Source organism: Streptomyces griseofuscus (assembly GCF_014673495.1).
In the GTDB taxonomy this organism is placed as follows: Bacteria; Actinomycetota; Actinomycetes; order Streptomycetales; family Streptomycetaceae; genus Streptomyces; species Streptomyces murinus.
In genome coordinates this window covers 6,007,938-6,028,724 of record NZ_CP051006.1, presented here as the reverse complement: position 1 = coordinate 6,028,724, position 20,787 = coordinate 6,007,938, and the positions used below count along the sequence as shown (strand labels likewise).

Annotated in this window: 21 protein-coding genes; 9 read left to right on the top strand and 12 right to left on the bottom strand. The window is 71.5% G+C overall.

Features of this window, described 5'->3' with window-relative positions:
- Window positions 1–224: 224 nt before the first annotated feature.
- Both HEP81_RS27395 and HEP81_RS27390 read right to left on the bottom strand, forming a co-directional pair.
- Window positions 225–500, bottom strand: a complete 276-nt coding sequence (locus HEP81_RS27395) for a DUF397 domain-containing protein (protein WP_037656344.1) — start codon at window positions 498–500, stop codon at window positions 225–227.
- Entirely contained in the window at window positions 472–1,305 is an 834-nt protein-coding gene (locus tag HEP81_RS27390) for a helix-turn-helix domain-containing protein (protein ID WP_037656406.1), read from the bottom strand. Before HEP81_RS27390 ends, HEP81_RS27395 begins: the two co-directional genes overlap by 29 nt.
- A 162-nt stretch (window positions 1,306–1,467) precedes the next feature.
- Here HEP81_RS27390 and HEP81_RS27385 point away from each other — a divergent pair, with 162 nt between their 5' ends.
- From HEP81_RS27385 to HEP81_RS27370, 4 genes are all read left to right on the top strand, one after another.
- Window positions 1,468–1,695: a hypothetical protein gene (locus HEP81_RS27385; protein WP_037656341.1), complete on the top strand. Its 228-nt coding sequence runs from the start codon at window positions 1,468–1,470 to the stop codon at window positions 1,693–1,695.
- Window positions 1,692–2,165 carry an ATP-binding protein gene (locus HEP81_RS27380; protein ID WP_063755234.1) on the top strand — a complete coding sequence of 158 codons (474 nt, stop codon included), beginning with the start codon at window positions 1,692–1,694 and terminating at the stop codon, window positions 2,163–2,165. The genes HEP81_RS27385 and HEP81_RS27380 overlap by 4 nt, the downstream gene beginning before the upstream one ends.
- 218 nt (window positions 2,166–2,383) lie before the next feature.
- Window positions 2,384–3,385, top strand: a complete 1,002-nt coding sequence (locus tag HEP81_RS27375; protein ID WP_051850195.1) for an AraC-like ligand-binding domain-containing protein — start codon at window positions 2,384–2,386, stop codon at window positions 3,383–3,385.
- Window positions 3,386–3,493: 108 nt separating this feature from the next.
- Window positions 3,494–3,958: a hypothetical protein gene (locus HEP81_RS27370; protein WP_051850185.1), complete on the top strand. Its 465-nt coding sequence runs from the start codon at window positions 3,494–3,496 to the stop codon at window positions 3,956–3,958.
- Window positions 3,959–4,340: 382 nt separating this feature from the next.
- On the opposite strand, the gene HEP81_RS27365 is transcribed toward HEP81_RS27370, so the two are convergent.
- From HEP81_RS27365 to HEP81_RS27350, 4 genes are all read right to left on the bottom strand, one after another.
- Complete coding sequence (locus tag HEP81_RS27365; protein WP_037656337.1) at window positions 4,341–5,555, bottom strand: MFS transporter; 1,215 nt, start codon at window positions 5,553–5,555, stop codon at window positions 4,341–4,343.
- 137 nt (window positions 5,556–5,692) lie between these two features.
- A complete protein-coding gene (locus HEP81_RS27360) occupies window positions 5,693–6,652 on the bottom strand; it encodes an endonuclease/exonuclease/phosphatase family protein (RefSeq protein WP_063755235.1) in 960 nt (319 codons plus the stop codon).
- Window positions 6,653–6,925: 273 nt separating this feature from the next.
- Window positions 6,926–7,555 (bottom strand): TetR/AcrR family transcriptional regulator, encoded by a 630-nt coding sequence (locus tag HEP81_RS27355; protein ID WP_172427494.1) that lies wholly within the window; start codon window positions 7,553–7,555, stop codon window positions 6,926–6,928.
- Window positions 7,556–7,713: 158 nt separating this feature from the next.
- Window positions 7,714–9,300 carry an MFS transporter gene (locus HEP81_RS27350; protein ID WP_172636980.1) on the bottom strand — a complete coding sequence of 529 codons (1,587 nt, stop codon included), beginning with the start codon at window positions 9,298–9,300 and terminating at the stop codon, window positions 7,714–7,716.
- Window positions 9,301–9,527: 227 nt separating this feature from the next.
- On the opposite strand from HEP81_RS27350, the gene panB reads away from it, so the two are divergent.
- Window positions 9,528–10,394, top strand: coding sequence for a 3-methyl-2-oxobutanoate hydroxymethyltransferase (gene panB / locus HEP81_RS27345; RefSeq protein ID WP_037656329.1), 867 nt, complete (start codon window positions 9,528–9,530; stop codon window positions 10,392–10,394).
- Window positions 10,395–10,473: 79 nt separating this feature from the next.
- On the opposite strand, the gene HEP81_RS27340 is transcribed toward panB, so the two are convergent.
- Window positions 10,474–11,352, bottom strand: a complete 879-nt coding sequence (locus HEP81_RS27340; RefSeq protein ID WP_037656327.1) for a class I SAM-dependent methyltransferase — start codon at window positions 11,350–11,352, stop codon at window positions 10,474–10,476.
- 103 nt (window positions 11,353–11,455) lie between these two features.
- On the opposite strand from HEP81_RS27340, the gene HEP81_RS27335 reads away from it, so the two are divergent.
- Both HEP81_RS27335 and HEP81_RS27330 read left to right on the top strand, forming a co-directional pair.
- On the top strand, window positions 11,456–12,481 hold the full coding sequence (locus tag HEP81_RS27335; protein ID WP_037656325.1) for an ATP-binding cassette domain-containing protein: 1,026 nt from the start codon (window positions 11,456–11,458) through the stop codon (window positions 12,479–12,481).
- On the top strand, window positions 12,478–13,302 hold the full coding sequence (locus HEP81_RS27330; RefSeq protein ID WP_037656324.1) for an ABC transporter permease: 825 nt from the start codon (window positions 12,478–12,480) through the stop codon (window positions 13,300–13,302). Before HEP81_RS27335 ends, HEP81_RS27330 begins: the two co-directional genes overlap by 4 nt.
- Before the next feature lie 15 nt (window positions 13,303–13,317).
- Here the strand turns inward: HEP81_RS27330 and HEP81_RS27325 are convergent, their stop codons facing one another.
- Complete coding sequence (locus HEP81_RS27325) at window positions 13,318–16,833, bottom strand: AfsR/SARP family transcriptional regulator (RefSeq protein ID WP_037656321.1); 3,516 nt, start codon at window positions 16,831–16,833, stop codon at window positions 13,318–13,320.
- Window positions 16,834–16,868: 35 nt separating this feature from the next.
- Window positions 16,869–17,006 carry a hypothetical protein gene (locus HEP81_RS27320; protein WP_157854441.1) on the bottom strand — a complete coding sequence of 46 codons (138 nt, stop codon included), beginning with the start codon at window positions 17,004–17,006 and terminating at the stop codon, window positions 16,869–16,871.
- A 285-nt stretch (window positions 17,007–17,291) separates the two neighbouring features.
- Between HEP81_RS27320 and HEP81_RS27315 the strand changes: the two genes are divergently transcribed.
- On the top strand, window positions 17,292–18,098 hold the full coding sequence (locus tag HEP81_RS27315) for a site-2 protease family protein (RefSeq protein ID WP_037656319.1): 807 nt from the start codon (window positions 17,292–17,294) through the stop codon (window positions 18,096–18,098).
- On the opposite strand, the gene HEP81_RS27310 is transcribed toward HEP81_RS27315, so the two are convergent.
- Window positions 18,088–18,294 (bottom strand): hypothetical protein, encoded by a 207-nt coding sequence (locus HEP81_RS27310; protein ID WP_037656317.1) that lies wholly within the window; start codon window positions 18,292–18,294, stop codon window positions 18,088–18,090. The two genes, HEP81_RS27315 and HEP81_RS27310, sit on opposite strands and share 11 nt — an antisense overlap.
- Before the next feature lie 101 nt (window positions 18,295–18,395).
- Window positions 18,396–19,100: an NADPH-dependent F420 reductase gene (gene npdG / locus HEP81_RS27305; protein WP_037656313.1), complete on the bottom strand. Its 705-nt coding sequence runs from the start codon at window positions 19,098–19,100 to the stop codon at window positions 18,396–18,398.
- Window positions 19,101–19,261: 161 nt separating this feature from the next.
- Between npdG and HEP81_RS27300 the strand changes: the two genes are divergently transcribed.
- Window positions 19,262–20,539 (top strand): MFS transporter, encoded by a 1,278-nt coding sequence (locus HEP81_RS27300; RefSeq protein WP_078967391.1) that lies wholly within the window; start codon window positions 19,262–19,264, stop codon window positions 20,537–20,539.
- Here the strand turns inward: HEP81_RS27300 and HEP81_RS27295 are convergent, their stop codons facing one another.
- On the bottom strand, window positions 20,540–20,779 hold the full coding sequence (locus tag HEP81_RS27295) for a hypothetical protein (protein WP_037656311.1): 240 nt from the start codon (window positions 20,777–20,779) through the stop codon (window positions 20,540–20,542).
- Window positions 20,780–20,787 lie beyond the last annotated feature (8 nt).

Sequence of the window (20,787 nt, the reverse complement as noted above, 5' to 3'; positions counted from 1 at the left end):
GTTTCCTTCCCCCGGGTCCCCCTGGTCTGGAGGGACCCGTTTCCTTCCGAAAGCGCCTGATCGCGCCTCGCTGGTTCTTCAGATGGGTGGGGTGGCCGGTCGGGTTGGGTCTCGTACGACGACTTTACGCAATCCTGCCAAACCACCCAACGCGGGGAGAGCGAAGCTCAGTTGACGGGGAGGCCCAGGGCACGGAGCGTGCCCGGAGGCCGGACGACGCGGTTCTACTTGAGCGACCCGATGAACGGGGCCCAGGCGGTGGCCGTGAGGAGGAGGGCGGGACCGTCGGGCACCTTGGAGTCGCGGACGGGGACGACGCCGGGCACGTTGTCCCGCACTTCGAGGCAGTTGCCGCCGCTCTCGTTGCTGTAGGTCGACTTGCGCCAGAGGGCAGCGCCGGGGAAGTCGCTGGCAATCTCGACACAGTTGCCGCCGTCGCCATTGCTGTAGCTGCTCTTCAGCCAGAGAGCGTCACTCAAGTCGTTCCGGGTGCTTGCCATTTCGGTAATCCTCTGCCGCAGCCTTGATCTTGGCGAGGGACGTGTCTGGTGCCAGCGCGACGGCCCTGAGCCGATCGTATGCCTTGCGGTACTGCTTCACGAGCGCCGGATCATCGATGGTGTCGCCACTGTAGGACGCCTCGGTGTAGACCAGCGGCGGAGCGTCCGGAAAGTCCATGACCATGACGGACGCGGCCATGAGGGGATACGCCGCGCACTTCCGCGGAACGATCTGCGGAGTAATCCGGTGCCGCTCGGCCAACTCCACGACCCGTCCCAGTTGTGCGGCCATGTCCGGCGCGGGAAGCATGGGATCCCAGATCAGGGAGGCGTGCAGGACTACCCAGTACTCCGGGATCGCGTGGTCCTCTTCGAAGAGACGGGCCCGAGCAAGCCTGGCCGTCACCTTTTCCTCAACCCACTCATCGGACGCCGCCGGGTGGGCCGACCTGACCAGCGCCCGTGCGTACGGCGCTGTCTGGAGCAGTCCGGGGAACGTGACGGGACACCACTCCTCAATGGATTCAGCGTGCCGCTCCGCTTCAAGCGCCTTCTCGAAATAGGCAGCATGTGGTCCCCTCCGGGCCTTCTGCACATCCTCACAGCGCCGCTCGAAGAAGCCATCGGTCTTCAGGACCAGATCCGCATGCCTCGCCAACTCGATCGGCATCCTGCGCTGACCGTGTTCGATGTCGCTGAGGTAGGTCTTGCCGAAGTAGCTGCCCTTCAGGAACGTCTCCAACGACAGCCCCGCCGCCTCCCGCTTCCACCGCAACTCCTTGCCGTAGAAGGTCGGGACGCTCATCGAGCCGTCGATGTCCTTACGCCGCACCACGCGCTCACCGCCGTAACTCACCGTGCCGATTCCGCTGTTCGCGCCGTGGACGCGGAACGTCTTCCACGGTAGCGGCCCAGGCGACAGGCTGTGAGGCGTTCGTCACACAACGCACAGAAGGCTGGATACCCCATGTCCGACCACTCCCCCATCACCCCCTACGACGTCACCCTCTGCGTGGAAGAACTCCGCGCCGCCCTCGCCCTGCACGACATAAAGTTGCCCTCCCTGACCATCCATCTGCCGAGCTTCGCGGGGAAGTACGGGCACACGCAGGGGCTCGTCACGCTGGGGAACTGCAACATGGCCACGGCGCGGGCGCTCGCCGCCGTGCTCAAGAAGACGGCGGGCGAGGAATGAGGGACGTCGAGCTGCACATGCCCGCGACACCGAAGGCCGTACCGGAGCTGCGGCATCGGCTCTATGGGTACGACTACGACGTCCGCCTGTGCGCGACAGAGCTGCTGACGAACGTCATCGAACACGTCGGGGACGGAACTCCGGTGCGCGTGCGACTCGTCGCTCCGGACGGTCCCGGCCGTACCCGCGTCGAGGTGACCGATCCGGACCCGCGCCGAATGCCGGCGCTTCTGTCGGCGGCCGAAACGGCGGAGTGCGGGCGGGGGCTCGTTCTCGTGGCCGCGCTGGCGGAGCGTTGGGGGGTGGAGCGCGGGCCCGGGGGCAAGACGGTCTGGTGCGAGGTGGTCCGGGGGCGGGGGGCAGCCGACTTCGGCGAGGTCGTTCCCCGCGCCCACCGTCACCAGGATGTCGAGCCCGACGGCGAGCCGGGTGGTCTTCAGCGTGTCGAGGTCGATTCCGTGGCAGAGTGATGCGCCGATCCGGTGATCCGGGGTTCTGGTCGGCGTTCGAGACCCGCGCGCAGCCGATGAGCATCTGGCGATGAGCTTCTGCCGGGATCCGTCGGCCGGACCGTTCACCGGCGTCGGCAGTCGCTCGCGCCGGGGCGTCGGCGCCGTTGACGTGCGGTGGGCAGTGACCGCAAGGGAAGCATGACCGACAGTGGGGGCTTCGGGTGCTGAGCGAGACGGTGTTTCGCAGCGAAGATCTACCGGCGCAGGAGCGGCTGGCCGCGCTGGACGAGCTCTGGGCCAATGACACGCACCCCATGCGGGTGGTCAGTGACGCTGCCGAGCATTTCCGGGCGACGGTGCGGATGCTGGACCTCGGAGCGGTGAACGTGGTGGGACTGGCGGTCTCGCCGTGCGAGGTGCTGCGCACGCCGAAGCTGATCCGGCGGGCCGACCCCGAGCTGTGCTCGGTCATCGTGCCCCTGAGCGGCACACTCACGGTCAGCCAGGCCGGGCACGACATCACGCTGGGCGCCGGCGAACTCGCCCTCTACGACAGTTCGCAGCCGTTCCGTATCCGGTTCACGACGATGGAAGGGGCGACCAGACTGGTGCGCGCCCATATACCGCGCGCGCTGCTGAGGTTACCCGCCGACGGACTGAAGCGGTTGCCGCCGGGACCGTTGTCGGCGGCCGCGGGGTTCGAGGGGCTGCTGGCCCGGCTCCTCGCCGATGTGACGTCGAGTTCCACCGGCTACCGCCCGCACGATCTTCCCCGGATAGCCGTGCTGGCCCAGGAGTTGCTGGCCTCGACGGTCGCCCACCACCTCGGGGCGGACGGCACGGAGGCGCCCGGCTCAAGCCGGAGCATGCTGCTGCTGAGCATCGAGAAGTTCGTCCGACAGCATCTCGGCGATCCCGGGCTGTCACCGGAAACGGTCGCGAGCGCCCATCACATCTCGGTCGGTCATCTGCACCGCCTGTTCCGGACCCGCGAGGCCACCGTCGCCGCCTGGATCCGCCGGGAACGTCTGGAACGCGCCCGCCGCGACCTCGCCGATCCAGCACTGCGCGACGTACCCATCCACCTCATCGCGACCCGCTGGGGCTTCAAGGACCACCCGACCTTCACCAGAGCCTTCCGCTCCGCCTACGGCGCGTCCCCCACGGAGTATCGCCACGACTCCGCGACCGTGGTGCGGCGTTCTTGGATCTCCCGGCCGAGCCCCGGGTTCGGATGAGACGCATCGTCAAAGACCGTGTCACTGTCCGTCAACGACATGCCCGCTGATGGCAAGCACACTCGTGCTCGACAGAACGGTTTCTTCGTCCGGTCCGGAAGGATCAACATGCGCGTCACACGAATGGTCGCGGGGCTGACCGCCGCCGTCACCGCCACCCTCGGGCTGAGCCTGGCCACCGCGGGCTCCGCCGCGGCCGCGGGGGGTGGCAGCTGGCATGCTTACGGCAACACCAATCCGATCACCTCCAGCTCCAGCACATGGCGTTGCGCCAGCACCGTACCGGTCGCCACCGATGTGTCCGCGCAGGTCTGCGCGATCAGGTCGCCGGGTGGGGGCGCCGTACAGGGCGCGGTGATCGTGCGTAACAACCGATCGAGCCTCTACAGCGTGCAAGCGGCCATGGACCTGGCGACTTCCAGCGCCTCCCTCGGCTCCTGGGCATGCCCGTCATCGGGGGTGGGGGCGACATCCTGGTCGGTGTGCTTCGGACCGACCCTCAGCCAGAGCGGCCCGGTGAACTCGGTGGGGGAGGCCAACGACGTGAACCTCGGTGTGTCGCCGAACGTCTGAGCCGGGGCGCATCGAGGTGGTGTGAGCCGAGAGGCGGGGGTCAGGGTCTCCGGCGCCATGATGGAGACCGTCGACCCGGCAGCCGGGCGGAGCCGACCAGCGCGGGACCGGTCCACGTGCCCGCCCCGCGGACGACCTCACACCAGAGATGACCGCCGTCCGACACGCCGCCACCGTGCCCCCGTCATCGGCGGGGGCACGGTGGCGGGGGCGCGGAGGCGCAGGCTCATCGCATAGGACGCGCCGTCACGCGGTGCCGCGCGCCACGCCGGGAGGCTTCAGATCACCGTCGCAGCCGGCCGACCGCGTGCTTCCGGGGTGTTCCGGCCGCCCGCCACGAGGACGACCGGCCGGCGTCGGCCCCGCCTCTCGGCACGAGCCGTCAGGAGTGCAGCGCGCCCGATCCCTCGGGCACATGGGACGTGACGACCCGGCCCGCCGAGGGGACCGTACGCCGCCGGTCCACGAGGTACGCCGCCCCCGCCACCCCCAGTCCCAGCACCGCGAGCGCCGCGCCCGCGAGGGCCGGGGAGGTCGTGCCGTAGCCCGCGGCCAGGGCGATGCCGCCGACCCAGGCGCCGCCCGCGTTGGCCAGGTTGAAGGCGGCCTGGTTGGCGGAGGAGGCCAGGGAGGGGGCGGCCGAGGCCTTTTCCATCACCATCAGCTGGAGGGGGGAGCCGGTGATGAAGGCGGCCGTGCCCAGCAGGGTGACCGCCAGGGCCGCGCTCCATTCCGCCCGCATCAGGAGCGGGAACAGGGCCAGGACCACGGCGAGGGAGATCAGGCCGCCGAACAGGGTGCCGCGCAGGGAGTGGTCGGCCAGGCGGCCGCCCAGGAGGTTGCCCGCCGTCGCGCCGACCCCGAACAGGGCCAGCAGAAGGGTCACGCTCGTCTCCGCGTAGCCCGCCGCGTCCGTCAGCATCGGCGTCACATAGCTGTACGCCGCGAACAGGGCGCCGAAACCCGCCACCGTCGTACCGAGCGCGAGCCACACCGGCAGGGGGCGCAGCGCGGCCAGTTCACCGCGCAGGCCGGTCGCGGAGGCGTGGCTGTGGTCGTGCGGGATCAGGAGGGCCAGGGAGGCGATCGCGGCGAGGCCGATCGCGCTCACCCCGAGGAAGGTGGCCCGCCAGCCCAGGTGCTGGCCCATCAGCGTGGCCGCCGGGACGCCCGCGATGTTGGCGACCGTCAGACCGAGAAACATCAGGGAGACCGAGCGTGCCTTGCGCTCCGGCGGGACCATGGTGGTCGCCACCACCGCGCCCACCCCGAAGAACGCCCCGTGCGGCAGCCCGCTGAGGAAGCGCGCGGCGAGCAGGGAGCCGTTGCCGGGGGCGAACGCGGAGAGCGCGTTGCCCACGACGAACAGGGCCATCAGGGCGATCAGGACCGTACGGCGGGACATCCGGGCCGTGACGGCGGCCAGCAGCGGGGCGCCGATGACGACGCCCAGCGCGTAGGCCGAGACCAGGTGCCCGGCCGAGGGTATGGAGATGTGCAGGTCGGACGCGACGTCGGGGAGCAGTCCCATCATCACGAATTCGGTGGTTCCGATACCGAAGGCGCCGACGGCCAGCGCGAGCAGGGCCAGGGGCATGGAGGGGCCTGTGCCTTTCGGGAGCGTGGAGGAGAGCGTCGTACCACGGGACGTGTCGTACCGGGCACGCGTCGTACCGGGGACATGTCTAAGTTCAGGTACGGAACAAAGTCTCTCAGGCCCGCTATTCCACGGGGTTACGAGGGCGTGTCCAGGTTCACACGGGCCGCCACCGGGAGGTGGTCGCTGCCCGTGCGCGGCAGGGTCCAGCTGCTCTCCGGCTCGACGCCCTTGACCATGATCTGGTCGATCCGGGCCATCGGGAACGCGGCCGGCCAGCTGAACCCGAAGCCGCTGCCCGCCGCGCCCTGGGTGGAGCGCAGCTGGGAGGTGACGCCGTTGAGCGAGCGGTCGTTCATCGTGCCGTTGAGGTCGCCGAGGAGGATGACCCGGCTCAGGGTCTCGTCGGCCACGGCCTCGCCGAGCGCGTCGGCGCTGGTGTCCCGCTGCCGGGCGGTGAAGCCGGCCTTCAGCTTCACCCGCACCGAGGGCATGTGGGCGACGTACACCGCGACCGGCCCCTCGGGGGTGGTCACGGTCGCGCGCATCGCCCGCTTCCAGCCGAGCTTGATGTCCACGGCCTGTACGCCGGTCATCGGGTACTTGCTCCACAGCCCGACCGTGCCCTCGACCGCGTGGTACTTGTACGTCGGCGCGAGCGCCTGCTCGTAGACCGACACCTTGGACGCGGGGACCTCCTCCAGCGCGAGGATGTCGGCGCCGGAGCCGGCCACCGCGCGGGCGGTGCCGACCGGGTCGGGGTTGTCGGCATTGACGTTGTGCGTGGCCACCATCAGCTCGCCGCCGCCGCCCGACTTGTCGGTGAGCAGTCCGCCGAAGAGGTTGAGCCAGACGATCGCCGGCAGGAGTACGGCGATCAGGGTGATCGCCGACTTGCGCCACAGGCCGAGCAGCAGCAGGACCGGCACGAACACGCCCAGCCACGGCAGGAACGTCTCGGTGAGGCTGCCGAGGTTGCCCACGGTGTTGGGCACATGCGCGTGCAGCAGCATCACCAGCGCGAGCAGCAGCGCGAGCGCGGTGAAGACGGCGCCCCGGCGCCAGATGCCGGAGTCGTTGCGCCAAGGGGCGAGCATCCGGTGCAGCAGACGTCGGAGCCGGGATCCCGGTCGCTCGGGCCCCGAGCCGCCGTCCGCCGTCTCCGTCATGTATGCCTGCTGCGCCATGCCGTCTGCCTCACTGCCCGCCGTGCACACCGTTCGCCCCCTGTTTCCGACCCTAGGGGATGATCGGCTCCGTTCTCGCCGTCCCATGACGGCCGTACGGAAGACGATGACGAACGGGTGGCGCGGGGAGTTCCGATCAGCGGTGCGATCGGCGTGGTCTGTGACAAAACATGCACATCAGCGCTACGAGACTGTGGAGCTGACGGGTCGTAGCCCTTCCAGGGTGATGTCCACGATGTGTTCCGCCAGGTCCTCGGGCAGGTCGCCGTCGGGGCGCATGACGGTGCGTACCAGCATGGCGCCGACGAACATGTCGTTGGCCAGGTCGAGGTCGATGTCGGGGCGCAGTTCGCCGTCGCGCTGACCGCGCCGCAGCACGTCGAGCATGAGGACGCGCCGAGGGGCGACGACACCCGCGTGGTACGCCGCCCAGATGCGGGGGCTGGTCTTCATCTGCACGTACACGTTGTGCAGGATGGCCGACGAGCGGCTGACCAGGCCGCGTTGGCGCAGGGACTCCAGGATGACGATCAGATCGTCGCGCATGGAGGTGCCGGGGAGTTCGGGGTCGGGCGGTTCGGCGGTGCGCAGGACGTCGACGAACAGCTCTTCCTTGCCGCTCCAGCGGCGGTAGATGGTGGCCTTGCCGACCCCGGCGGTGCGCGCGATGCGCTCGATGGAGAGTTCGGCGAGGGGTACGCCGTCCTCCAGGAGCTGCATCACGCCCTCCAGGATGGCCTGTTCCACGGCCTCGCTGCGGGGCCGGCCCCGAGCGGGTCCGGCCGGGCAGGACCGGTTGTCGGCAAAGCTCACGTCGATCCGTCCTCTCACTGTGCTGCGGGAATTCTCCCGCAGCCGCCTCCTTCCCCCGTGGAGCCGCCGTGGAGCCATCGATGGCCGCGGGCCCGGTGTGTCGTCCGTCCGGCCGGCACACCGGGCCGGGTGCGGGGCCGGTGCCCCGTTCCCTGGCCTCAGTCGAGGGCGGCGACCAGTTCCTCTTCCGCGTTCTCCTGCTCGTCCGCCCGCGTCCGGCCCGGCAGGTACAGGGCCGTGATCACGGCGCCGATCAGCGCCACGCCCGCACCCCAGAAGGCGGTGACGTGCATGGCGTGCAGGAAGGCGTCGTCGGCCGGACCGACCAGGAGCTTGCCCTGCGGGCCGAGCTTCTGGGCGATGCCGAGGGTGGCCTCGATGGAGTCGCCGGCCTTGTCGCGCAGGCCCGCGGGCAGCGCGGCGAGCTTGTCCTCGATGCCGTTGCGGTAGGCGGTGGCGAGCACCGAGCCGAGGACGGCGATGCCGAGGGCGCCGCCGACCTGGCGGAAGGTGTTGCTCAGCGCGGAGGCGGAACCGGCCTTCTCGCGGGGCAGCGCCTGCATGATGACGACGGAGGTCGGCGTCATGATGTGCGCCATGCCGGTGCCCATCAGGAAGAAGACGACCTCCAGCAGCCAGATCGGCGTGTCGGCGTCGAAGGTGGCGAAGGCCGCCAGGGTGCCGGCGATCACCACCAGGCCGGCGGTCGTGGTGGCCTTGTTGCCGAACCGCTGGACCACCAGGCGGGCGCGCGGCGCGAAGATCATCTGCGCGGCGGCCAGCGGCAGCATCAGCAGACCGGACTGGAGCGGCGAGTAGCCCCGCACGCTCTGGGTGTAGAAGACAGAGAAGAAGGTGACGCCCATCAGCGCGAAGAAGACCAGCGCGATGGCGGCCATGGCACTGGAGAACACCTTGTTCTTGAAGTAGCTGACGTCCAGCGACGGGTGGTCGCTGCGCTTCTCGAACACCACGAACGCGGCGAGTACGACGACGCCCGCGCCGATCGTGGCGAGCACGGTCGGGTCGGTGAAGTCGGCAAGCTGGCCGCCCTTGATGATGCCGTAGACCAGCAGGACGAGGCCGACGACGGACAGCACGACGCCGATCGGGTCGAGGCGGCCCGGGCGCGGGTCGCGGGAGTCGGGCACGAGCCAGACCATCAGCACGAGCGCGATGATCACGATCGGCACGTTGATGAAGAAGACCGAGCCCCACCAGAAGTGGTCGAGGAGGGCGCCGCCGGTGATCGGGCCGATGGCGATGGCGAGGCCGACGCCGCCTGCCCAGATGCCGATGGCCTTCGGCTGCTCCTCGCGCTCGAAGACGTTCATCAGGACGGCCAGCGTGGCCGGCATGACGAACGCGGCACCGAGGGCCATCAGCGCGCGGTAGGCGATCAGCTGGCCCGGGGAGCCGGACTCGGCGGCGAGGGCGGAGCCGATGCCGAAGACGGCGATGCCGCCCAGCAGCACCTTCTTGCGGCCGAGGCGGTCACCGATCAGGCCGGAGGTGAACAGCAGGCCCGCGAAGACGAGGGTGTACGCGTTGATCGCCCACTCGATCTGGCTCTGAGTGGCGCCCAGGCCGACGGGGGCCGGGGTGGAGATGGTCTTGATGGCGACGTTCAGGATCGAGTTGTCGAGCACCACGATGAGCAGGCTCAACATCAACACGCCGAGGATCGCCCAACGGCGGCGGTGCACCGCCTCCGGTATGCGGGAGGCAGGGACGGAAGTTGTCATGTGTTCGAGCGTAGAGGGATTCCGATACGGAACCGTCTCGTATCGGAATCTATTTACCGAGACCTTACTCGTTCGGGGGCATGGCATTGCTCGAAGTGGAGCGGTGGGTTCGGCCACGGGGAGGATCACAGGGACCCCTCTGGCCCTGGTTGGCACGAGGTGCCACCATGGAGGGGATCCGGGGACGCCGTCAGGGCGCCTCGAGATGACATGAAGGAGCCGTTGCCATGACGCAGCTTTCGGCTGTCCAGAACCAGCCCTCCGACGGCAGCAAGGCGCTGTACGGGGGTAAGGGCACCCGCCGCATCACGGTCCGCGACATCGCTCTCGCCAAGGAACGCGGCGAGAAGTGGCCCATGCTCACCGCCTACGACGCGATGACCGCGTCCGTCTTCGACGAGGCCGGCATCCCGGTCCTGCTGGTCGGCGACTCGGCGGGCAACTGTCACCTCGGGTACGACACCACGGTGCCCGTCACCCTCGACGAGATGACGATGCTCTCGTCGGCGGTCGTGCGGGGCACCAGCCGCTCCCTGATCGTCGCCGACCTGCCCTTCGGCACGTACCAGGAGGGCGCGACGCAGGCGCTGCGCTCGGCCACCCGGCTGGTCAAGGAGGCCGGGGTCGGCGCGGTCAAGCTGGAGGGCGGCCAGCGCTCGCACGAGCAGATCCGGCTGCTGGTCGAGGCCGGCATCCCGGTCATGGCCCACATCGGGCTGACCCCGCAGTCCGTCAACGCGATGGGCTACCGCGTACAGGGGCGCGGCGAGGAGGCGGCCGCGCGGATGCTCCAGGACGCCAAGGCCGTGCAGGACGCGGGCGCCTTCGCGGTCGTCCTCGAACTGGTCCCGGCCGAGCTCGCCGCCGAGGTGACGCGCTCGCTCCAGATCCCCACGGTCGGCATCGGCGCGGGTCCCGACACCGACGCGCAGGTCCTGGTCTGGACGGACATGCTGGGCCTGACCTCCGGGCGCGTCCCGAAGTTCGTCAAGAAGTACGCCGATCTGCGCGAGGTGATGGGCTCCGCGGCGAAGTCCTTCGCCCAGGACGTGGTCGACAGCGCGTTCCCGGCCGAGGAGCACTCCGTCCACTGACCCCGGACCACCACGGCACCACCGGCAGCCCCGCTGATCTTCCCCCGTCAGCGGGGCTGCCCCCTTTCCCGGCCGTATGTCAGCGGCGCTCCGCGACCGCGACCCGGCCCGAGTCCAGGGACGTCCGGCTGCGGACCGGGATGCCGAAGGAGCGGGCGAGGGTGAGGAGGCCGTCGTCGGAGGTGATGTGCAGGCCGTACTCCGTGAGCAGGGCGGCCATCTGCTCCGGTTTCCACAGGGAGAGCCAGGGCTCGCCCGCGGTGGCGGAGTTGCCGAGGACGCGGGCCAGCAGCCGGCCGACGGTGGCTTTCGGGGAGGGGGTCTGGTAGTTGACGACCAGGGTGCTGCCGGGGGCCGTGCGGGCGGTGAGGTCGGTCAGGGTGGCGCGGACCTGGTCGCGGGTCAGATAGGGGACGACGCCCTCCCACAGCCAGGTCGTCGGCGCCGCGGGGTCGTGGCCCGCGGCGTCCAGGGCCGCGCCGAGATCGTCGACGGCGAAGTCGACCGGGGTGAACCGTACGGAACGGGCGACGGCCACCGGTTCGGGTTCGGCCTCGCCGAGGCGGGCGCGCTTGTCGCGCTGGGAGGCGGGGTGGTCGACCTCCCAGACATCCGTCCCGGCCAGCTCGGGCAGCCGCCAGGCGCGGGTGTCCAGGCCGGCGCCGAGGATCACCAGCTGGCCGGTAGGACGGGCGCGCAGTGCCTCGTCGATAGCGACCGTGCGCGGCCCCACCACCTCGGCGCACGCCCGCACACTCTCGTATGCCGTGCGCGCCTGCCAGCCCTGCGGCGGGGTCCCCGCGCGCACCTCGTCCACCCGCGTACGCTCCTCGGCGCGCAGCAGCCGCACCGCCACCGGGTCGGCGAACCGGCCCACCGCCGACCTGCCGTCCGCGACCGCCCGCCCCTGGCAGACCAGTACCGCCGTACGGCTCGCCGCGCGCTCGTTCTCGCTCATGGGCCCGATTCAACACCACCCGTCGCCGCCCGGAGCGGGGCTGTCGGCACGCTGTCGGGGCACTGTCGGTGGTTTGTCGGTGGGGCCTGGCACTGTCAAGGGCATGACGCGAATCGATGAGAACCCCGGCGGCGGACGCAACGCCGTGACTGTGCGGGGACTGGTCAAGCACTACGGCGAGACCAAGGCGCTGGACGGCGTCGACCTGGATGTGCGCGAGGGCACCGTGATGGGCGTGCTCGGTCCGAACGGCGCCGGCAAGACCACGCTGGTGCGGATTCTGTCGACCCTGATCACCCCGGACGCCGGAGCGGCGACGGTGGCCGGGTACGACGTCGTGCGACAGCCCCGGCAGCTGCGGAAGGTGATCGGCCTGACCGGCCAGTACGCCTCCGTGGACGAGAAGCTCCCGGGCTGGGAGAACCTGTACATGATCGGCCGGCTGCTGGACCTGTCCCGCAAGGACGCCCGCACCCGTGCCGACGAACTGCTGGAGCGGTTCTCCCTGACGGAGGCCGCCAAGCGCCCGGCGAGCACGTACTCCGGCGGTATGCGCCGCCGGCTGGACCTGGCCGCCTCGATGATCGGCCGCCCGGCCGTGCTGTACCTGGACGAGCCGACGACCGGCCTCGACCCCCGTACCCGCAACGAGGTGTGGGACGAGGTCCAGGCGATGGTCGGCGAGGGCGTGACCGTGCTGCTCACCACCCAGTACATGGAGGAGGCCGAGCAGCTCGCCTCGGAGCTGACCGTGGTGGACCGCGGCAAGGTGATCGCGACCGGTGGCATCGAGGAGCTGAAGGCCCGGGTCGGCGGCCGCACCCTGCGGGTGCGCCCGGTGGACCCGCTGGAGCTGCGCCCGCTCGCCTCGATGCTGGACGAGCTGGGCATCACCGGCCTCGCGGCCACCACCGTGGACAGCGAGACCGGCACCCTGCTGGTGCCGATCCTCAGCGACGAGCAGCTGACCGCCGTGGTCGGCGCGGTCACCGCGCGCGGTATCACCCTCTCCTCCATCACCACCGAACTGCCCAGCCTGGACGAGGTGTTCCTCTCCCTCACCGGCCACCGCGCCGGTGACACCCAGGACACCGAGCCCGCCGACGCCCGCCAGGAGGTCGCCGTATGAGCGCCGTCACCACCACCACTGCCGCTGCCGGCGCCGACGACGTCCGGATCCCGCTGCGCGGGCATCTGCGGCACACCGGCGCGCTCATCCGGCGCAATCTGCTGTGGATCCGGCAGGACCCGGAGTCCATGTTCGACGCGCTGCTGATGCCGATCGTCTTCACCCTGCTGTTCGTGTACGTCTTCGGCGGCTCGATCGGTCAGGCGCTCGGCGGCGGCCAGGAGAGATACGTCCAGTACGTCATCCCGGGCATGCTCGCGATGATGAGCATGACCCTGTCCCAGGGTGTCGGCACCGGCTTCAGCCAGGACTTCAACAGCGGTGTGATGGACCGGTTCCGGTCGCTGCCGATCGGGCGCGGCTCGGTGCTGTTCGCGAAGATCGCGGTGGAGCTGGGCCGGATGCTGTTCGCGACCGCCATCCTGATGGTCGTCGCCGTGCTGGTCGGCTTCCACATCACCAACTGGCCCGGCCTGTTCGCCACGGTGGGTCTGTCGGCGCTGTTCGCCTCCTCGATCATGTGGGTGTTCCTCACCCTCGGCGTGATCCTGAAGAGCGCGCAGTCCGTGCAGGGCGTGGGCTTCCTGGTGCTGTTCCCGCTCCAGTTCGGCTCCTCGATCTTCGCGCCGACCGCGTCGATGCCGGGCTGGCTCCAGGCCTTCACCGACTACAACCCGCTGTCCACGCTCGCGGACGCGGCCCGGGGCCTGATGATCGGCGGCCCGGTGACACACGATCTCTGGGTGACCGTGGGCTGGTCGGTGGCGATCACCGCGGTGATGGCACCGGTCGCGATCCACAAGTTCCGTACGAAGAGCTGACGTTCGCGCCGTACGTCACACCAGGGCGGTGGCCTCCACGAGGGAGAGGCCACCGCCTTCGGCGTACGCCCTCTCGTACGACTCCTCGTCCAGCGCTTCGCGGATCCGGGCCTCGGTGATGCCGCGGCCCCGCCGCTCCACGCCGGAGGACACATGGCCGACGGGCAGCAGGTGGTCGGCGGCGGCCAGCACCCGGGCGGCCTCGGCGGCGCGGGCGCCGGAGTCGATGCGGGCGAGCGCCATGGCGCCCACGGTGAGGGCGGTGGAGGGCAGTTGGGGGATGACGGCTTCGGCGAGCGGGTCGGTGGCGTGCCCGAGCGCCGTGCGGATCTTCTCCAGCGCCTCCTCGTTGCGGTCGTCCGCCGCGTCCACCCAGGCCTCCTGGCAGAGCAGCAGCGCGTCGAAGACGACGAAGTTCGCGATCCTGAACTCCTCGCGCAGCAGCCGGAGTTGTTCCCGGGCCTCGGCGGTGCGCTCGGTCAGGCCCAGCCAGCAGGCCAGGAAGAGCCGCGCGGCGGGCATCGCCTCGGTGTGCATGGCGTCCTGGCTCTCGACCACCTCCCGCAGCAGCCGTTCACCCTCCTCCACCTCGCCCGACTCCATGAGCACACTGCCGAGGCGGGCGCCGAGCACGGCGGTCTGGGCGCGGGCTCCGAGGCGTTCGGCGTGTTCGATGGCGGCGCGGTAGTCGGCGGCGGCCTCGGCGTACAGGCCCTTGCGCTCAAGGGACTCACCGCGGGCGGACAGCGCCTCGGCGGTGCCCCAGTCGTCGCCGAGGCGGCGGTAGATGGCGAGCGCCTCGTCGGCGTCGCGGGTGGCGTCGCCGGCCCAGGCGGTGCGGTTGGCGAGGAAGTTGGCGCGCATCTGGAGGGCGTTGGCCAGCTCCCACTCGAAGCCGGGGGTGTTGCGACAGGTCTCCACGTTGGCGTCGGCGATCGTCCGTATCCGCCCGGTCCCACCCGTGAGCATCACCGCGAAGTACCACACCATGCCGGGCGATCGGCAGGTCTGCGGCATGCCCTCCTCGTAGACCTGGGCGACGGCGCGCAGCTTGGCCTGCGCCGCGGGGGTCTGCCATGCCTCCAACTCGGTGTCCATGCAGGCGATATGGGCGAGGTGGATGCCGCGCCGGGCCTCCTGGAGGACCTCGCCGGTGTAGGGCGGCGGGTTGTCGTTGCAGCGCTGCCACACCGGTTCGGCGCGGCGCACCGGTTCGGCGAACGGGTCCGGGCCGAGCGCCATGACCTCACGGCACCAGGTGCGGGTCTCCAGGCGCTGGTCCCGCATCTGCCAGAACCACACCAGGGACAGCACCAGGCACAGCCCCTCCTGCTCGTCGCGGGCGGCGACGGCGTGCCTGAGGGCGGTGCGCACGTTCTCGTACTCCGCCTGGAAGCGTTCGATGGCGGCGCGCTGGCCGGGGCCGCGCAGCAACGCGTCGGTGGCGCGGGCGAGTTCGCGGTAGTACGTCAGATGGGCGCGCTCGGCCTCGGTGCGGTGGCCGGTCTCGGCCAGCCGCTCACCGGCGTACTCGGCGACGGTCTCAAGGAGCCGGTAGCGCATGGTGCCGTCGGCCGAAGGGGCGGCCACCACCAGGGACTTGTCGACCAGGGAGCCGAGGGCTTCCAGGGCGACGGATCCGCACACGGCCTCGGCGGCGGCCAGGTCGCAGCCGCCCGCGAAGACGGACAGCCGGGCGAGCACCTCGCGTTCGTCGGCGTCCAGCAGGTCCCAGGACCAGTCCACGACGGCGCGCAGGGTCTGCTGGCGGGGCAGGACGGTGCGGCTGCCGGAGGTGAGCAGCCGGAACCGGTCGTCGAGGCGGTCCGCGATCTGCCGGGGGGTGAGCATCCGCAGCCGGGCCGCGGCCAGTTCGATGGCGAGGGGCAGTCCGTCGAGGCGGCGGCAGATCTCGGCGCAGGCCTCCGGGTCGTCCGCGACCCGGAACCCGGGCCGCGCCGCCGCGCCGCGCTCGGCGAACAGCCGCAGCGCGACGGGTTCGGGCAGCGGCTCCACCGGACGCACCAACTCCCCCGGCACGCCGAGGGGTTCGCGGCTGGTGGCGAGGACGGTCAGCTCGGGGCAGCGGGCCAGCAGCCGTTCGGCGAGGTGGGCGGCGGCCTCGATGACGTGCTCGCAGTTGTCGAGGACGATCAGCATCCGGCGCCGGGCGCAGTGCTCCACCAGCCGGTCCAGCGGATCGTGCCCGTCGACCACCGCGCGGATGCTCTCGGCGCCGGCGCCGTGCAGCACGGTCTCGCGGGCGCCGATGGCGGTGAGTACGGCCTGGGGTACGGCTTCGGGGTCGTCCACGGGCGCGAGTTCGGCGAGCCACACCCCGTCGCGCGCCCGGTGCCCCACCGCCGCGGCGGCCTCCTGCGACAGCCGGGTCTTGCCCGCGCCGCCGGGCCCGAGCAGGGTGACGAGGCGGGCGGTCTCCAGGTCGGTGCCCAGGGCCGCGAGGTCGGCTTCACGGCCGACGAAGGAGGTGAGACGGGCGGGGAGGTTGCCCTGCGCGGGCCGGTCGGGGGCATGGGACCGGTCGCTGGCGGCCTGGGACCGGTCGGCGGAGTGGAATCCGGTGGACCGGGAATGGCCGGACGTGTGGAACCCGTGGGACGCGTGCAACCGGCCGTCGGGGGTACGACGGTCGGGGTGGACACCCCGACCGACATCGCCGCCCCGGCCGCCGGCCAGGAAGCCCACGCCGCCCCGCACACCGTCGCCGCCCTCGTGGTCGCCGGGTCTGACAGCCCGGCCCCGACTGCCCCGCGCCGCCCCGGAGTCCCGCCCGGACCCACCGTCCGTGCCCAGCAACTCCGCGTGCAGCGCGCGCAGTTCGGCGCCCGGGTCGGAGCCCAGCCGGTCGGCGAGGAGGCGTCGTACGTCCTCGTACCCGGCGAGGGCCTGGGCCGGGCGGCCGAGGTCGCGCAGGGCGCGCAGCCGCAGTGCCTGGAGGGGTTCGTCCAGCGGGTGGGCGTCGCACAGGGCGGTCAGTTCGGGCAGGGCGCCCTCGGCCTGGCCGAGGGCGAGGGCCGCGGTGTGCCGGGCGCGCTGTGCGTCCAGGCGCCGGGTCTCCCAGCGGGCGGCCTCGGCGGTGCGGTCGGGCAGGTCGGCGAGGGCCTGGCCGTGCCACAGCGCGAGGGCGTCGTCCAGCAGGCCGGCGGCCTTGGCGGGGTCGCCCTCGGCGAGGGCGGTGAGGCCGTCGCCGGTCAGCCGGTCGAAGCGGGTGAGGTCGATGTCGTCGGCGACGGCGGTGAGCCGGTACCCGCCGTCGGCGGAGGCCACGGCGTCCGCGCCGAGCGCGCGCCGCAGCCGGCCCACGAGCGCCTGGAGCGCGCCGGCGGCGTCGGCGGGCGGGTCCGCGCCCCACACCTCGTCCACCAGCACGCCCACGGGCACGGTCCGTCCGGCCCGCAGCGCCAGCACGCTGAGCAGCGCGCGCAGCCGCGCTCCGCCGACCGGGACGGCCGTACCGTCGGGGCGGAGCGCCTGAGTGGGGCCGAGAAGGCGATAGCGCACGGGGTCCATTGTCTCCGGGGGCTCGGGAAGTGGTCAGGGGGTGGTCACCGGGCGCGGCGGGCGCTCCCGGTGAGGTCCAGGGTGACGAGGACGCCCACGGTACGACGGATCCGGCGCGGGCCGTCCGCGGCGCCGAGGCCGGTCTCCTCGAACCGGTTCGGGCAACCTTGGGCGGACTCCATTGTCACGGACCGGGCGAGCGGTTCCAGACGGCACCCCGCGGGCGGCGGGACCAGGCCCGGCCCGGACCCTGCTTCCGGCCCGGTGTCCCCCGCGAACGGCGTCCCACGGCATCCCCGCCGCCGGTCCGCGTGGGCGCGCTCTTCCGTGGCATTCACCCACTCTCCAGGAACCGGACGGCACGTGCGAGACGTTTTCCGCGTGTCGGCCGGGGCCGTCCGGCCCGCCGATCCGCCCGTCCGACCAGCCCGCCCCCTCGATCCGTCCGCCCACCACAGGAGCCGCTCATGACCACCGCCACCACCCGACGATCCGGCGGCGACCGGCGGATCAGCCCGGTGTTCATCGGGATCCTGGCCGTCGCGGCGGTGGCCGGCTGGGCCACCTGGACCGGGTACGCGCAGCGGCCGGGCATCGCGGTGTTCCTGTTCGTGACCGCCGCCTGGGTCGTCTCCCTGTGCCTGCACGAGTACGCGCACGCGCGCACCGCCCTGCACAGCGGCGACATCACGATCGGCGCGAAGGGCTATCTCACGCTGAACCCGCTGAAGTACACGCACGCGCTGCTGAGCATCGTGCTGCCGGTGCTGTTCGTGATCATGGGCGGGATCGGTCTGCCGGGCGGCGCGGTGTTCATCGAGCGGGGCCGGATCAGGGGCCGCGGACGGCTGAGCCTGATCTCGGCGGCGGGCCCGCTGACGAACGCGCTGTTCGCGGTGGTGTGCACGGCGCCGTTCTGGCTGCACGCGCTGGACGGGGTGCCGATGGTGTTCCGCTTCGCGCTGGCGTTCCTCGCGCTGCTCCAGGTGACGGCGGCGCTGCTGAACCTGCTGCCGGTGCCGGGCCTGGACGGGTACGGCGTACTGGAGCCGTGGCTGCCGTACAGGGTGAAGCGGCAGGTGGAGGCGTTCCCGATGTTCGGGCTGCTGATCGTGTTCGCGCTGCTGTGGATCCCGTCGCTGAACATCGCGTTCTTCGGCCTGATCCACGACATCCTGCGCGGGCTCGGGGTGGACTCGGCCTACTCGGACTGCGGGTACTGGCTCTACCGCTTCTGGAACGGGACGCCGGAGGTGTGCACGGTCAGCCCGTGACCGGCCCGTCCTGAAGGGCGGCCCGGTCCCGCTCGGCGGCGCGGGCGCGCTTGACGTAGTACCAGGTCATGTTGGACGACAGGCCCGCCAGCAGCACCCAGACGATCCCCAGCCAGCTGCCCTGTACGAAGGAGACCACGGCCGCGGCCAGCGAGAGGACGCAGACGACGAGGGTGTAGAGGGCGATGCGGGGCATGACGGGTGGCTCCTGTCGGGGGACACTGCTACGGCGAACAGTGTCCCCCATGGCCATGGCCGGCTCACAGGAAGGTCGGCCCGGGCTCGCCGGAGAACGGCTCACACGTCGGTGAGCCGGAGCCCCGCGTGCGCCTTGTAGCGGCGGTTGACCGAGATCAGGTTGGCGACCAGGGACTCGACCTGGTGGGCGTTGCGCAGCCGGCCCGCGAAGATGCCGCGCATACCGGGGATGCGCCCGGCGAGCGCCTGCACGATCTCCACGTCGGCGCGCTCCTCGCCGAGCACCATGACGTCGGTGTCGATCTGCTCGACCTCGGGGTCCTGGAGCAGGACGGCCGACAGATGGTGGAAGGCGGCGGCGACCCGGGAGTCCGGCAGCAGCGCGGCGGCCTGCTCGGCGGCGCTGCCCTCCTCGGGCTTGAGCGCGTAGGCGCCCTTCTTGTCGAAGCCGAGCGGGTTGACGCAGTCCACGACGAGCTTGCCGGCCAGGTCGGCGGCGAGCGACTTCAGCGTGTCGCCGTGCCCGTCCCACGGTACGGCGACGATCACGATGTCGCTGCGGCGCGCGGCCTCGGCGTTGTCGGCGCCCTCGACGCCATGGCCGAGCTCGTCCGCGGCGGCCCGGGCGCGGTCGGCGGACCGGGACCCGATGATCACCTTCTGGCCGGCCCTGGCGAGCCGGTAGGCGAGCCCCTTGCCCTGCGGCCCGGTACCACCGAGCACGCCGACGACGTACCCGGAGACATCGGGCAGATCCCAGGGATCCTTGGCGGGGGCCTTCTGTGCGCTGTCGGTAGAGGTCATGGGGCGACTCTACGTCGCCGGGTGCGCACGGTGACCGGGAAGAGCACAGGTGCGGCCGGGAAGTACGCGGGTGGGGTCGGGGTAGTACGCGGGTGTGGTCGGCGACGGGCGGGCGGAGAAAAGCAGTTGCCCCCGCGCCCCCCTCGGTCGAGCATTCCCGGGTGACTTCCGCGCTGCTTCCCGATCTTGCTCCCTGGCGGGCCTCCGTCGACTTCCGGCGGTTGTGGAAGTCGGGGCTGATCAGCAACTTCGGCAGTTTTCTGACCCTGGTCGCGCTGCCCGTGCAGTTGAAGGACCTGACGGAGTCCACCGCGGCCGTCGGGGCGATCGGCGCGGTGGAGCTGCTGCCGCTGATCGTGTGCGGGCTGTACGGCGGGGCGCTGGCCGACGCGTTGGACAAGCGGGGCCTGATCCTGTGGACGGAGGCCGGGCAGGGGCTGCTCAGTGCGGTGCTGCTGCTCAACGCCCTGCTCCCGGGCCCCGCGATCTGGCCCCTGTACGCCGTCGCCGCGCTCTCCTCCGCGCTCGCCGCGGTGCAGCGCCCGGCCCTGGACTCGCTGTGGCCGCGGATCGTCGCGCACGACGACATGCCCGCCGCGGCCTCGCTGAACTCGCTGCGCTGGACCGTGGGCGGCGTCGCGGGCCCGGCGCTCGCCGGTGTGGTGGTGGCGTACGCGGGCCTGGGCTGGGCGTACGCCGTCGATGTGCTGACCTTCGCCGTCTCGCTGGCGTACATCGTGCGGATCGCGGCCTCCCCGGCCGCCCACGAGGCCGCGAAGCCCTCGCTGCGGGCGATCGCGGAGGGCGCCCGGTACGCGTGGAGCCGCAAGGAACTCCTCGGCACCTATGTCGTGGACCTCGCGGCGATGTCCCTGGCGATGCCGCTCGCGGTGCTGCCGTTCCTCGCCGACGCGCTGGACGCCGACTGGGCGCTCGGGCTGATGTACGCGAGCATCCCGGCCGGGGCCCTGCTGGTGAGCCTGACCAGCGGCTGGGCCTCGCGGGTGCACCGGCACGGCCTGATGGTGGTGCTTGCGGCGGCCGGCTGGGGCCTGTCGATCGCGGCGGTGGGGCTGACCCGCCAGGTCTGGCTGGTGCTGCTTCTGCTCACCGTCGCCGGCGGGTTCGACATGGTCAGCGGCATCTTCCGGTCCGCCATGTGGAACCAGACGATCCCCGACGAGCTGCGCGGCCGACTCGCCGGGATCGAACTGCTGTCCTACTCCGTAGGTCCTCAGCTGGGCCAGGTCCGCGCGGGCGGCCTCGCCGCGTGGACCGGTCTGCGCACGTCCATCGCGTGCGGCGGACTGGCCTGCGCGGGTGCGGTGGGCCTGCTCGCGCTGTGCCTGCCGGGTCTGATGACGTACGACGCGCGGACGAACGCGCACGCGGTACGGATGCGGGAGCGCCGCGCCGAGACCGCCCCCGCGAAGGTGTGATCAGTCCTCCTCGGCGCCCCCGGAGTCCGTCTTGGAGGAGTCGTGCCACCGGGGGTCGTTCTCCCACTCCAGATTCCGCTCGGCCGCCAACTCCATCGCGTGCTGGGCCTCTTGCGGGGAGGCGTACGGCCCGAACCGGTCCTTGCCCGGACAGTCCGGCCCCTCCTCGACCTTCTTGTGCTCCAGGCAGTAGTACCACTCACCCGGCTTGCCCACGGTTCGCTTCTTGAACAGGGCCATGGACTGCT